Annotated in this window: 13 protein-coding genes; 11 read left to right on the forward strand and 2 right to left on the reverse strand. The window is 63.1% G+C overall.

Going from position 1 to position 13633, the window contains the following annotated elements:
- Window positions 1-4: 4 nt before the first annotated feature.
- Window positions 5-1048 (reverse strand): extracellular solute-binding protein, encoded by a 1044-nt coding sequence (locus ACZ5RT_RS09555; protein ID WP_464452298.1) that lies wholly within the window; start codon window positions 1046-1048, stop codon window positions 5-7.
- A gap of 80 nt (window positions 1049-1128) precedes the next feature.
- Here ACZ5RT_RS09555 and ACZ5RT_RS09560 point away from each other — a divergent pair, with 80 nt between their 5' ends.
- A complete protein-coding gene (locus ACZ5RT_RS09560) occupies window positions 1129-2100 on the forward strand; it encodes a patatin-like phospholipase family protein (protein ID WP_464452299.1) in 972 nt (323 codons plus the stop codon).
- Window positions 2101-2291: 191 nt separating this feature from the next.
- On the opposite strand, the gene ACZ5RT_RS09565 is transcribed toward ACZ5RT_RS09560, so the two are convergent.
- On the reverse strand, window positions 2292-2825 hold the full coding sequence (locus ACZ5RT_RS09565; protein ID WP_108426200.1) for a phasin family protein: 534 nt from the start codon (window positions 2823-2825) through the stop codon (window positions 2292-2294).
- A 193-nt stretch (window positions 2826-3018) separates the two neighbouring features.
- On the opposite strand from ACZ5RT_RS09565, the gene ACZ5RT_RS09570 reads away from it, so the two are divergent.
- The 10 genes from ACZ5RT_RS09570 (at window position 3019) to ACZ5RT_RS09615 (ending at window position 13611) form a co-directional block, all read left to right on the forward strand.
- The gene (locus ACZ5RT_RS09570; RefSeq protein ID WP_464452300.1) at window positions 3019-3948 is read left to right on the forward strand and encodes a histone deacetylase family protein; all 930 of its coding nucleotides are present in this window, start codon (window positions 3019-3021) and stop codon (window positions 3946-3948) included.
- Window positions 3945-4385, forward strand: coding sequence for an acyl-CoA thioesterase (locus ACZ5RT_RS09575; RefSeq protein WP_291923985.1), 441 nt, complete (start codon window positions 3945-3947; stop codon window positions 4383-4385). The genes ACZ5RT_RS09570 and ACZ5RT_RS09575 overlap by 4 nt, the downstream gene beginning before the upstream one ends.
- Window positions 4382-5119 carry a nitroreductase gene (locus tag ACZ5RT_RS09580; RefSeq protein WP_464452301.1) on the forward strand — a complete coding sequence of 246 codons (738 nt, stop codon included), beginning with the start codon at window positions 4382-4384 and terminating at the stop codon, window positions 5117-5119. The genes ACZ5RT_RS09575 and ACZ5RT_RS09580 overlap by 4 nt, the downstream gene beginning before the upstream one ends.
- A gap of 26 nt (window positions 5120-5145) precedes the next feature.
- Window positions 5146-7017, forward strand: coding sequence for an ABC transporter permease (locus ACZ5RT_RS09585; RefSeq protein WP_464452302.1), 1872 nt, complete (start codon window positions 5146-5148; stop codon window positions 7015-7017).
- Complete coding sequence (locus ACZ5RT_RS09590; RefSeq protein WP_464452303.1) at window positions 7014-7835, forward strand: ABC transporter ATP-binding protein; 822 nt, start codon at window positions 7014-7016, stop codon at window positions 7833-7835. Before ACZ5RT_RS09585 ends, ACZ5RT_RS09590 begins: the two co-directional genes overlap by 4 nt.
- Window positions 7822-8472, forward strand: a complete 651-nt coding sequence (locus ACZ5RT_RS09595; RefSeq protein WP_464452304.1) for an ABC transporter ATP-binding protein — start codon at window positions 7822-7824, stop codon at window positions 8470-8472. The genes ACZ5RT_RS09590 and ACZ5RT_RS09595 overlap by 14 nt, the downstream gene beginning before the upstream one ends.
- 109 nt (window positions 8473-8581) lie before the next feature.
- Window positions 8582-9766, forward strand: a complete 1185-nt coding sequence (pncB, locus tag ACZ5RT_RS09600) for a nicotinate phosphoribosyltransferase (protein WP_291924170.1) — start codon at window positions 8582-8584, stop codon at window positions 9764-9766.
- Window positions 9767-9824: 58 nt separating this feature from the next.
- A complete protein-coding gene (locus tag ACZ5RT_RS09605) occupies window positions 9825-11249 on the forward strand; it encodes a sodium:proton antiporter (protein WP_464452305.1) in 1425 nt (474 codons plus the stop codon).
- Entirely contained in the window at window positions 11249-12235 is a 987-nt protein-coding gene (locus tag ACZ5RT_RS09610) for a 2-hydroxyacid dehydrogenase (RefSeq protein WP_464452306.1), read from the forward strand. Before ACZ5RT_RS09605 ends, ACZ5RT_RS09610 begins: the two co-directional genes overlap by 1 nt.
- A complete protein-coding gene (locus ACZ5RT_RS09615) occupies window positions 12232-13611 on the forward strand; it encodes a DNA recombination protein RmuC (RefSeq protein ID WP_464452307.1) in 1380 nt (459 codons plus the stop codon). Before ACZ5RT_RS09610 ends, ACZ5RT_RS09615 begins: the two co-directional genes overlap by 4 nt.
- Window positions 13612-13633: the final 22 nt, after the last annotated feature.

Below are 13633 nucleotides of genomic sequence, written 5' to 3' on the forward strand. Positions count from 1 at the left end.
GGCTTTACTTGAAGCCGACGCGGTCGAGCATTTGCTGGACCTTGATCTGGTTCATGCCGACGGCGCTGATCGGAATCAGTTCACTCTTGAAGCTGCCGCCGGTCATGGCCTTGAGGGCCGGATTGTCAAAACTCACGCCTTTGGCCACGGGCCATTCGTTGTTGCCGTTGGCAAAGTGGTTCTGGGCTGAGGGGCTGGCCAGGTATTCCAGGAACTTGATGGCGTTGTCAGCGTTTTTGGCGTTTTTAGCCACCGCGCCACCGGCCACGTTGACGTGCGTGCCCCAGCTGTTTTGGTTTGGAAAGACCACGCCGATCTTTTCGGTCACGGTCTTGTCGGCCGGATTGGTCGAGCGCATCAGGCGGGCGAGGTAATAGGTGTTGGTCACGGCCACGCCGCATTCGCCAGACGCCACCCCTTTGATCTGGTCGGTGTCACCGCCCTTGGGGCTGCGCGCCATGTTGTCCACCAGCCCTTTGAGCCAGACTTCGGCTTTTTGCGGACCCAGGTGCTCGGTCATGGCGCCGAACAGGCTCAGGTTGTAGGGGTGCGAGCCGCTGCGGATGCACAGGCTGCCTTTGAGCTTGGCGTCGGCCAGTTTTTCGTAGCTGTCCACATCGGTTTTGCTGAATTTGACTTTGTCGTACACGATCACGCGTGCCCGTGTGGACAGACCGAACCAGGCGGTGCCGCCGTTGTCGGCGGGCTTGGCACGCAAGTGGGCGGGGATGGCGTCTTCCAGCAGTTTGGATTTGACGGGTTGGAACAAGCCGTCGACTTCAGCGCGCCACAGGCGCGAGGCGTCCACCAACAAGATCACATCGGCAGGCGAGGCGGCGCCTTCTGCCTTGAGGCGAGCGAGAATACCGGCATCGTCCGCATCAACCCGGTTGATTTTGATGCCGGTGGCTTTGGTGAAGTCGCTGTACATGACTTCATCGGTCGGGTAGTGGCGGGCTGAATAGATGTTGAGCACTTTGTCTTGGGCCATGGCCGATGCGGCGCTCATCAGGCAAGCGATGCTCAAAAGGGATTTGGAAAATGTCATGGTGGTGTCGTGCTGGGTGTGTGTTGATGGCCAGAGTTTAATCCAAATGCGAATCATTATCAATAAGATTTGAGGAAAACATGCATTCATTGAAGGGTTTTGGCCAGCAGGCCAGTCAAAAATCCAACAACCAGGCTTGGCCCTTGGTCAAGCGGGCCGCCTGTGGGCTGGGACTCTTGGCAGCAGGGCTGTTGCTCGGTGCATGCACCAGTTTGGAAACAACGCCGCCAGCTGAGCCTGGCGTCCTGCCTGCGGCTGAGCGCCGCGAGTTGCGTCTCGGACTGGCCTTGGGCGGTGGTGCAGCCAGGGGGTTTGCCCATGTGGGCGTGATCCAGGTGCTGGAGGAGGCGGGTCTCAGGCCCAGCCATGTGGTGGGCACGTCGGCAGGCAGCTTGGTGGCCTCCTTGTATGCCAGCGGTAAAAGCCCGCAGGAGTTGGTGCGTGTGGCCGAATCCATGCAGGAAGCCGAGATCACCGACTGGATGCTGCCGATTCTGAACCGGGGGGCCTTGCGCGGAGAGGCCTTGGCCAAGTATGTGAACACCCAGGTGGGCGGCAAAACGCTGGAGCAGATGAAGATTCCGCTGGGCATCGTGGCCACCGACTTGAGCAGCGGGCAGGCGATCACGTTCCGAAGGGGCAATACCGGGGCCGCTGTGCGGGCGTCAAGCGCAGTGCCTGCGGTGTTCCAGCCCGTGCGCGTGGGTGAGCGGGAATATGTCGATGGCGGTCTGGTGGCCCCCGTGCCTGTGCGTCAGACCCGTGAGATGGGGGCCAACTTTGTGATCGCGGTGGACATCTCGAGCGACCCGGAGGGCAACCCTTATGGCGACACTTTCCAGATCCTGATGCAAACCTTCGCCATCATGGGCAAAAGCATCAACACCCTGGCGCTCAAAGAGGCCGATTGGGTGGTGCGTCCGGCTTTGTCAGGGGTCAAAAGTGCCGATTTCGGGGCACGCCAGCGGGCCATTGAAGCGGGCCGAGCTGCCATGCGGGCTGCGTTGCCTGCTCTGAAAGTGCGTTTGGCTCAGTTTGAAGAGGGGCGATGAGGGCATGGAACTGCGACAGCTGTTCGTCACACCCGCGAAGGCGGCTACCCACGGACGCTGAAGGATAAAAAAAGGGCTGATCTTGCGATCAGCCCTGGAAGGGATCCCTGTTTCCCAGACGAAATTCAAAGAGATCCGAGGAGACAACTTGCAGCGAACAGGCCTTTGCAAAACCTGTCCGCGTTGAAAAATCACTTCTTCTTGCCAGCCTTGGGGGCAGCAGTTTGTGTCACGGCGGCCAGGTTGGACTCGGCCAGATCGGTGGCTTGCTTGACGGCTTTTTGCACCGACTCAAAAGCGGTGTTGGCGGCAGTCACGGCACCCTTCATCATGGCCACAGCTTGCTCGGAGCCAGCTGGGGCGTTTTGGGCGGCGCTGTCCACCAAGCTGGCGAACTGCTTTTGTGCGGCAGCGGCCTGGGCTTCGAAAGCCTTGGTGAACTCGCTGTTGGTGCCCGAGGCGATGTCGTACAGGTGGCGGCTGTAAGCGGCGGTTTTTTCAGCCAAAGGCTGGAACAGGTTGGCTTGCATGGCCAACAGTTCCTGGGCGTCTTTCACGCTCAGGGCGGCTTGGGTGTTGTTGGCGGACTCGTCCAGGGCAGCCTTGGCCACGCTCAGGTTCAGTTCGACCATTTTTTCCACGCCTTCGAAGGCTTTGGCGGTCAGGCCAAACAGGGTTTCCAGGTTGGCTTTGTGCGAGGCGACGATTTGTTCAGCGGTCATCATGAGGATCTCCAGATCAAAAGATAAATGTGGTTTCAGGAAGACTGCGCCGTAACTGGCCGGGGCCGTACAACTATGTTGCAGTGCAGCATGGTTTGAATTTTAGGGTTTCCACGGGGTATTGCAAGGGGATGGACCTGCTCGCGGCTCAGTTTAGAGAGGGTTTTCTAGAATCAAGGCCCCACCAGACCCCAGCATGCACGCCTACTACGCCGACCACTTTGTCCTGCCTTTGCCCGAAGGCCACCGCTTTCCCATGCGCAAATACAGCCGCCTGCGCGACCGCCTGACGCAAGAGCTGCCCGGCGTGGTCATGCGCGAAGCCCCGGCCGCGAGCGACGGCGAGCTGGCGCTGGTCCACACACCCACCTACATCCAGGGCGTGGCCACGGGCAGCCTCGAGGCGGCCTTGCAGCGCGAGATCGGTTTCCCCTGGAGTCCGGCCATGGCCGAGCGGGCGCGCCGCTCGGTCGGGGCCACGGTGGCTGCAGCGCGGGATGCGCTGGCCCAGGGCGTGGCGGGCAATCTGGCGGGCGGCACGCACCACGCCTATGCGCACAAGGGCGGGGGCTTTTGTGTGTTCAACGACATTGCCGTGACGGCCCGCCTGATGCAGGCCGAGGCCTGGCGGCACCACCGCCAAAAGATGAAGGTGGCGGTGATCGATCTGGACGTGCACCAGGGCAATGGCACGGCGCATATTTTTGCGGGCGACCCGAGCGTGTTCACCCTGTCGCTGCACGGCGAAAAGAACTTCCCCTTCCGCAAGGAGCCGAGCGATCTGGACGTCGGCCTACCGAACGGCTGCACCGACGAGCCGTATCTGGCCGCGCTGCACCAGGCGCTGCAGACCCTGCAGGACCGCTTTGATCCGCAATTGGTGATTTACCTGGCCGGGGCCGACCCGCACGAGGGTGACCGGTTGGGGCGGCTGAAATTGACTGCCGACGGCATGCAGGCGCGAGACCGGGTGGTGATGGACTGGGCCTGGCAGCGCAGGCTGCCGGTGGTGCTGTGCATGGGCGGGGGCTACGGCCACGACATCGAGACCACGGTGCAGGTGCAAATGCAGACCTGGGATGTCGCTTTGGGCTACTGGCAACGCTGGCACAATCTCGGGCGATGAACACGCCTGCCAAACCCCAAGCCGACGCCCGCAGCAGCTACAAAGCGTTTCGCGCCATCAGCACCCGCTGGATGGACAACGACGTCTACGGCCATGTGAACAACGTGGTCTATTACAGCTGGTTCGACACCGCGGTGAACGCCACCCTGATCGAGCAAGGCGTGCTGGACATCCACGCGGGCTCGACCATCGGCCTGGTGGTGGAAACCCAGTGTTTTTACTTTGCGCCCTTGGCGTTCCCTCAAACCATCGACGCGGGCATTCGCGTAGCCAAGCTGGGCACGTCCAGCGTGCGCTACGAGGTGGGCCTGTTCGCGCAGGGCGAAGACCTCACCGCCGCCCGGGGCCACTTTGTGCATGTGTACGTGGACCGCGAGACCCGCCGCCCGGTGCCCCTGCCTGCCGCACTCAAAAATTTTCTGGAGACTTTGACATGAGCATTTCCCCCATCGGCCCGCAGGTCAGCACCCGCGTGAATGACCCGGCGAGCGTGGACGCCGCCATCCTGAGCCGCTTTTCAGCCCGCGCTTACTTGCCCAAAGCCGTCGACCGCGGCATCTTGAAAGAGGTGCTCAGCATTGCCGCCCGCGCCCCCAGCGGCACCAACACCCAGCCCTGGAAGGTCTATGTGCTGCAAGGCGCCAAGCGCGACGAGCTGGTGGCCAAGACCTGCGCGGCGCACGACGCCATCAGCGCCAACCCGGCATTGGCCTCTGATTACGCCGAGGCCTACGACTATTACCCCGAAAAATGGGTCAGCCCCTACATCGACCGCCGCCGCGAGTGCGGTTTTGGCCTGTACGGCGTGCTGGGCATTGGCAAGGGCGACAAGGCGCGCATGCACCAGCAGCACCAGCAGAACTTCCGCTTCTTCGACGCGCCTGTGGGCCTGATTTTCACCATCGACAAGGTGATGGGCCGGGGCAGCTTGCTGGACTACGGCATGTTCTTGCAAAGCATCATGGTCGCCGCCCGCTCCCGTGGCCTGCACACTTGCCCTCAGGCGGCGTGGAACGGCTTTTCCAAAATCATCCTGCCCCATGTGGGCGCGGGCGAGAACGAGATGGTGGTCTGCGGCATGGCGCTGGGCTATGCCGACGAGTCGGCGCTGGTCAACACCTTCCAGACCACCCGCGTGCCCGCCCAAGACTTCACCCACTGGGTGGACTGACGCTTCTATAAAGACAAGGGTCTGGTTTGGGATTCGACGCACTGGCGCTGCAACTGCTCAATGGCCTGAGCCACGCCACCACCTTGTTCTTGATGGCCTCCGGGTTGACGCTGATTTTTGGCGTGACCCGGATCGTCAACTTTGCGCATGGCAGCTTCTTCATGCTGGGCGCTTTGTGGTCGGCGCATGCGGTGACGAACTGGTGGCCCGACATGGCGGACAGCGCCTGGGGCTATGGCGCGGTGATCTTGATGGGCGCGTGTGTGGCCGCCTTGCTCGGGGCCGTGACCGAAGTCACGCTGCTCAAGCGCATGCGCCACGCGCCGCAGCTGTACCAACTGGTGGCCACCTTCGGCCTGACCCTGGCGTTGCACGACGCGATGCGCTGGTTCTTTGGCCCTGAAGAGGTGTTCGCGCCGCGCTTTCCGGGCCTCAAGGGCGCGGTCCAGCTGGGCGAGTCGTATTTCCCGACCTGGCAACTGTTCACCCTGGTGCTGGGGCCGCTGGTCTGGCTGGGCCTTCACCTTTTGCTCACGCGCACCCTGTGGGGGCAGCGCGTGAAGGCGGCCACACAAGACCGCGAGATGCTCGCCGCGCTGGGCGTGAACCCCGCGCCGCTCATGTTGGGCGTGGTGATGCTGGGCTGCGGCTTGGCGGGCTTGGCCGGGGCGCTGCAGCTGCCGCGCGAGCCCGCACATTTGCAAATGGACGTGAACGTGGTGGTCGAGACCTTTGTGGTCGTGGTCACGGGCGGCCTCGGCAGCATTGGCGGGGCTTTTGTGGCGGCGCTGCTGATCGGCGTGATCCACGCCTTGGGCCTGAGCTTTTTCCCGCAAGCGACCTTGGTGCTGGTGTTTTTGACCATGGCGGTGGTGCTGGTTTGGCGGCCGCAGGGCCTGGCCGGGTCGGCCGCCCATGCCGAGCAACGCGAAAGCGTGCCGGTGTTTGCGCTCTGGCCTGTGGCAGCCTGGGGACGGGCGCTGTTGGTGGCGGTCTTTGTGGGCTTGACGCTGCTGGCCTGGGGGCAGGGCGATTACGGCCGCAGCCTGGCCGAAGACGTGATGGTGATGATGCTGTTTGGCCTGAGCCTGCAGTGGATGATGGCGCTGGGTGGCTTGGTCAGCTTTGGCCATGCGGCGTTTTTTGCGCTGGGTGCTTATGGCGCAGCGCTCTCGCACCTGCACTGGGGCGCGGGTTTGCCTGCGGCTTTGGCCGCAGGCATGGCGCTGGCGCTGGCCGTGGCGGTGGCCTTTGGCGCTATGGTGGTGCGCAGCAGCGGGGTGTACCTGGCCATGCTGTCGCTGGCGCTGGCACAAATGATTTGGGCGGGGGCCACGCAATGGGTGGATCTGACAGGGGGCGACAACGGCCTGATCGGCCTGCGTTTGATTGCCCCCGAGTCGCGTGCGCTGTGGGACGCGGCGCTGGGTATTTTCATGCTGTTGGTTTTGGCGGGCATGGCGCGTGTGGCCCGCTCCAGCCGGGGCGCGGCTTTGCAGGCTCTGCGCGACGCGCCCCTGCGGGCAGCGGCCAGCGGTTTGCCGGTGCAGGCCTTCCGTTACCAGGTGTTCGTGGGCAGCGCCACTTTGGCGGGCCTGGCCGGGGGCTTGTGGGCGGCGTTCAAAGGGGCGGTGTTTCCGTCGGTGGCCTCCGTCGCCATGTCGGTGGACGCTTTGCTGGTAATTTTGCTGGGCGGGGTGCACCAGCTCTGGGGCTCGGCCGTGGGCAGTGCACTCTTGGTCTGGGGCGGGGCCGAGCTGGGGCAGGGTCTGGACTATTGGCGCGGTGTTTTGGGCTTGGTCATCATGCTCGTGATGGTGCTGGCCCCCAGTGGCGTGCTGGGTGGGCTGCAGATGCTGTTGGCCCGCTTTGCTTCTCCAAAGGGGAGCCGCGCATGAGCCTTAATACAGTTTTACAGGTGCGCGGTTTGGCCAAGCACTTTGGCGGCGTGCGGGCGTTGGACGGTGTGGACTTCTCTGTGGCCGCAGGCCAGTGCGTGGCCCTGATTGGCCCCAACGGCGCGGGCAAGTCGACCTGTTTTGCCTGTCTGGCGGGTCAGCAGGTGCCCACGGCGGGTGAGGTGCTGTGGCAAGGCCAGTCGCTGTTGGGCAAGCCGCCCGCCGAGCGCCAGCGCCTGGGTGTGGCCCGCACCTTCCAGGTGGCGCAAACCTTTGAGGCGCTCACGGTGCTGCAAAACATCCAGCTGGTGCTGCGCAGCGCCCAGCCGCTTGCCTGGTGGGACCGGCTGGATCGCCGCCAACCCGAGCGGGCGCTGCGCCTGGCCGCGCAAGCGGGTTTGCAAGCCCAGGCCCACACCACCGTGGCCGATTTGCCTTATGGCGCGAAAAAACGCCTGGAGCTGGCCATGGCACTGGCGGGCTTGCCCGACGCGGTGCCTGGCTCCGGGGCAGACCAAGGTGCACACTCAGCCCCGTCATTGCTGCTTCTGGACGAGCCCGCTGCCGGGCTGGCTCTTGCCGAGCGGGCTGACATGATGGCGCTGGTGCGCCAGGTGGCCGCTCAAGGCGTGACGGTGCTCTACACCGAACACAACATGGACGCCGTGTTTGGCGTGGCCGATCGGGTGCTGGTGCTGATGCAAGGCCGCCTGGTGGCCGACGGCCTGCCCGAAGCGGTGGCGCAAGACCCGCAGGTGCGCGAGCGCTACCTGGGGCTCGACTTCGACATGAAAGGTTTGCGCGATGCTCACCGTTGAGGGTCTGAACGCCTGGTATGGCCAAGCCCAGGCCTTGTTTGACGTGAGCCTGTCGGTGGGCGAGGGCGAGCTGGTCGTGATTCAGGGCCTGAACGGCGCGGGCAAATCCACCCTGCTGCAAAGCCTGATCGGCATCGGCCCCCGGGCGCAAGCTCGCATCACCTGGCAAAACCAGCCCATCCAAACCTGGCCCGCGCACCGCCGCGCCCAGGCGGGTCTGGGTTTTGTCGCCGAAGACCGGCGTTTGTTCACGGCTTTGTCGGTGAAGGAAAACCTGTGGATCGCCGCAAGCTCGGGTTCCAGCGCTCAGGCCACGCCCGCGCAGCGTTTTGACCGTGTGATGGCCTTGTTTCCACAACTGCACACCATGCTGCAGCGTCCGGCCAGCCAAATGAGTGGGGGTGAGCAGCAAATGCTGGCGCTGGCCCGCACCCTGATGACGGGCCCGCGCCTTTTGCTGCTGGACGAGCCTTGCGAAGGCATTGCCCCGGTGCTGGTGGCGGCCATGCGCGACGCCTTGCTGCAACTGGCCCGCGAAGGCGTGGCCATGCTGGTGGCCGAGCAAAACAACATCCTGGCCCGGCACGCGCAGCGGGTGCTGGTGCTGACCAGTGGGCGCATGGACGGGGCGGCCTGATGCCCGCAGAGCCCCCAGCTGCGCGCAGCCGCATCAGGATGCGCTAGCTGGCCATCCCTTACACTGCCTGACAACGACGAGCGGCCCCAGCCGCCAGAGACAACACACCATGATCATCACCAGCCTGCTTGACACCGACCTGTACAAATTCACCATGATGCAGGTCGTGCTGCACCAGTTCCCGGGTGCACAGGTCGAATACAAGTTCAAGTGCCGCAATCCCGGCGTGGCGCTGGCCCCGTTTGTCAATGAAATCCGGCAGGAAATCCGCTCCTTGTGCAGCCTGACCTTTAAGGAGTCGGAGCTGCAGTACCTGCGCTCGCTGCGTTTCATCAAGAGCGATTTTGTGGATTTTTTGGGGCTGTTCAAGCTGAATGAAAAATACATCCAGGTCACGGCGCTGCCTTCTGGCGAGATCGACATCACCATCCAGGGCCCTTGGCTGCACACCATCTTGTTCGAGATTCCGGTGCTGGCCATCGTCAATGAGGTGTATTTCCGCAACACCCAAAAAGTGCCCGACCTGATGGAAGGTCGTCGCCGTCTGGACACCAAGATCGCCCAACTGCAGGCCCCTGGCCTGGAAACCCTCAAGATAGCGGATTACGGCACCCGTCGCCGCTTTTCTCGGGCCTGGCACGAAGAGGTCTTGCGCGTGCTCTCGGCCCGTTTGGGCACGGGGCCTGAAGGGCAGTTTGCCGGCACCAGCAACGTGTATTACGCCCACCTGCTGGGCTTGACCCCGCTGGGCACCATGGCGCATGAGTATTTGCAGGCGGCGCAGGCTCTGGGCCCTCGCTTGCGCGACAGCCAGGTCTTTGCTTTCGAATCCTGGGCCAAGGAATACCGCGGTGACCTGGGCATTGCCCTGAGCGATGTGTACGGTTTCAACGCCTTCCTGCGCGACTTTGACATGTATTTTTGCAAGCTGTTTGACGGCGCCCGCCACGACAGTGGCGACCCGTTCAGCTGGGGGGAGCGCATGATCGCGCACTACCAGCAAAACCGGGTGGACCCCAAAACCAAGACGTTGATTTACAGCGACAGCCTGACCATTCCGCGCACCATCGAGCTGTTCGAGCAGTTCCGCGGGCGCTGCCAGCTGGCTTTTGGGGTGGGCACCAACCTGACCAATGACCTGGGTTACGAGCCCCTGCAGATCGTCATCAAGATGACGCGCTGCAACGGCCAGCCTGTGGCCAAGCTGTCGGACTCGCCGGGCAAGGGCATGTGCGATGACGAGAAGTACTTGGCCTATTTGCGGCAAGTCTTCGACATTACACCTTCGGCCTGATGCCGATGCCCGGGGCCGTTACCATACGCATCCACAAAAAAACCAAGAGGGCTGAAAGATGAAGCAATCGTCATTGCGAAGGGGCATACAGGCAGGCTTGTTCGGGCTGATGGCCTGGCCAGGCTGGGCTGCAGCGGCCGACTTCGATGGTGCGCAGCTGACTGCGATTTGGGGTGTTCCTTTTGCCGGCATTTTGCTGTCGATCGCTTTGATGCCTTTGCTGACCCCCCACTTCTGGCACCACCATTACGGCAAAGTGGCGGCCGCCTGGTCGCTGACTTTCTTGTTGCCTTTTGCGGCGGTGTTCGGTGCGGGCGTGGCAGGTGTGAACCTGGTGCACGCGCTGCTGGCCGAATACATCCCCTTCATCATCTTGCTCACCGCCTTGTTCACCGTCTCGGGGGGCATTTTCATCCGGGGCAACCTGCATGGCAGCCCGGGGCTGAACACGGCCATCTTGGCCATCGGTGCCGTGTTGGCCAGTTTCATGGGCACCACCGGGGCATCGATGCTGCTCATTCGCCCCTTGATCCGGGCCAACGACAACCGCAAGCACGTGGCGCATGTGGTGGTCTTTTTCATCTTCATTGTGTCGAACGCGGGCGGCTCGCTGACCCCGCTGGGCGATCCGCCCTTGTTCCTGGGCTTCCTCAAGGGCGTGGATTTCTTTTGGACCCTGAAGCACATTTTCCCGGAGAGCCTGTTCCTGATCGGCTCATTGCTGGTGATCTTTTACGCGCTGGACTCCTGGTTCTACCACCGCCGTGAAGAGCTGTTGCCGGTCGACCCGACCCCCGACTCCCGCCAGATCGGCTTTGATGGCCGCATCAACTTTGCCTTGCTCGGCGGCGTGGTCGCTCTGGTGCTGATGAGCGGCGTCTGGAAATCGCCCGTGTCATTCAACATCGCGGGCACCGAAGTGGGTTTGCCGGGCGTCTTGCGTGACCTGGGCTTGGTCTTGATCACCTGGCTGTCGCTCAAATGGACACCCTCCCAAGTCCATGCCGACAACCAGTTTGGCTGGGGACCCATGGAAGAGGTTGCCAAGTTGTTTGCCGGCATTTTCCTCACCATCATCCCCGTGATCGCCATGCTCAAGGCGGGTACCAACGGACCTTTTGGTGCCGTGGTGTCTGCTGTGACCAAGCCCGACGGCAGCCCAGACGTGATGATGTACTTCTGGATCACGGGCTTGCTCAGCTCTTTCCTGGACAACGCGCCCACTTACCTGGTGTTCTTCAACACGGCCGGGGGTGACCCGCAGGTCCTGATGACCACGCTGGCCCCCACTTTGGCGGCCATCTCAGCGGGTGCCGTGTTCATGGGGGCCAACAGCTACATTGGCAATGCGCCCAACCTCATGGTCAAAGCCATTGCCGAAGACCGTGGCGTGAAAATGCCCAGCTTCTTTGGTTACATGCTCTGGTCGGGCGGCATTTTGGTGCCCCTGTTTGTCGTGATGAGTTTCATCTGGTTCAAATGATGTCCAAACCTTCCATTCTGGTGGCCCGCGCCATCTTCCCCGAGGTCCTGCAGTCTTTGGCGCAGGTGTTTGAAGTCGAGAGCAACCAGGCCGACGAGGTCTGGTCTGCCGCCGAGCTCACCCGCCGCATGCAGGGCAAAGCGGGGGCTTTGACCACAGGCAGCGAGCGCATCGACGCGGCGCTCTTGCAGGCCAACCCGCAACTGCGCATCGTGGCCAACATGGCCGTGGGCTACAACAACTTCGACGTGCCCGCCATGACCGCTGCGGGCGTGGTCGCCACCAACACCCCCGATGTGCTGACCGAGACCACGGCCGACTTTGGCTTTGCGCTCTTGATGGCCACGGCCCGGCGCGTGACGGAGAGCGAGCATTACCTGCGAGCTGGCTTGTGGAAGAAGTGGAGCTACGACATGTTTGCCGGGGCCGAGGTGCATGGCTCGACCCTGGGCATCATCGGCATGGGGCGTATCGGCCAGGGCATTGCCCGCCGTGCGGCGCATGGCTTTGGCATGAAGGTCGTCTATCACAACCGCAGCCGCCTGAGCGCCGAGCTCGAAGCCGAGTGCAAGGCCACTTATGTGTCCAAGCAAGAACTGCTGCAGACCGCTGACCATGTGATGCTGGTCGTGCCTTACAGCGCCGAGTCGCACCACACCATTGGCGTGGCCGAGCTGGCGCAGATGAAACCCACCGCCACGCTGGTGAACATTGCCCGTGGTGGCATCGTGGACGATGCGGCCCTGGCCAAGGCCTTGGCGGCGCGGCAAATCGCCGCCGCAGGCATCGATGTGTTCGAGGGTGAGCCCTCTGTGCACCCCGACTTGCTGAAAGTCCCCAATGTGGTCCTGACCCCCCACATCGCCAGCGCCACCATCAAGACCCGCAAGGCCATGGCCCAGCTGGCCGCCGACAACCTGGTGGCCTACCTGACCCGTGGCCAGGCCTTGACCCCCTTGAACACCATGCCAGGCGCCGCTGCATGAGTGAATGGGTGCTGCTGGCCCTGGGCGGGCTGAATGTGTTGCTGCTGCTGGGGCTGTGGCGTCGCTCCACAGCCGCCCCTGATGCGCAGAGTGCGCAAAACGCTCAGGATCTGCGTGCTGCCGAGCAAACCGCTTGGCAGCAACAGCAGTTTGCTGCTGTGCTGGCCCAGACCGAGCGGCTGGAACGTGAGCTGCGCACCGAGATCAGCCAGTCGGGCGTGCAAGGCCGCCAAGAGGCCATGCAGACCCTCACCTTGTTCCAGCAATCGCTGCTGCAGCAAAGCGCAGAAGCCACCCGCACCCAAAACCAGCAGATCGATGCACTGGCCCAGCAACTGGCTTTGCTGCAAAAAAGCCTGACCGACAGCCTGGCCCAACAGGTCAATTCGCTGTCGGAAGCCAATGCCCGACGCCTGACGGAGATGCGCAGCACCATGGAAACCCAACTGGCCCAGCTGCAGCAAAGCAATGCCGCCAAACTGGACGAAATGCGCCAGACCGTGGACGAAAAACTGCAAGCCACCCTGCAAGCCCGCCTGGGCGAGAGCTTCAAGCAAGTGGCCGAGCGGCTGGAGCAGGTGCACAAGGGCTTGGGCGAAATGCACAACCTGGCGCAAGGCGTGGGCGACTTGAAGCACCTGCTGACCAACGTCAAAACCCGTGGCATGTTTGGCGAAGCGCAGCTCGCGTCCTTGCTGGAGCAGGTGCTGACCCCCGAGCAGTACGCGGTGCAGGTGGCCACCCGACCCGGCGACAAGAACCGGGTGGATTTTGCGATTCGCCTGCCCGGCCGATCCGACAATGGCCAGCCCGTCTGGCTGCCGATCGATGCGAAGTTCCCCAACGAAGACTATGAGCGCTTGCTCGAAGCGCAAGGCCGGGCCGACCCGGTGCAAGCCGAGTTGTGCGCCAAGGCGCTCGAGACACGCATCAAGCTCGAAGCCAAATCGATCGCCGACAAGTACCTGGAGCCCCCGCACACCACCGACTTTGCGGTCATGTTCCTGCCCACCGAAGGGCTGTACGCCGAGGTCTTGCGCCGCCCGGGTTTGATGGAAACCCTGCAGCGCGACCACCGCGTCACGCTGGCAGGCCCGACCAACCTGATGGCCATGCTCAACGCCTTGCAAATGGGCTTCAGAACCCTGGCGCTGGAAAAGCGCTCCAGCGAAGTCTGGCAGGTGCTGGGCGCGGTCAAGACCGAGTTTGGCAAGTTTGGCGACGTGCTGGACAAGGTGCGCAACCAGACGCAAACCGTGCTCAACACGCTGGACCAGGCCCAGACCCGCAGCAACGTGATGAACCGGGCCTTGCGCCAGGTCGATGCCTTGCCCGAGGCCGACGCACAAGCGCTGCTGCCCGGCGGAGACCACTGATGGCCAAGCGGCCGAGGCAGGC

Source organism: Limnohabitans sp. TEGF003 (assembly GCF_055395455.1).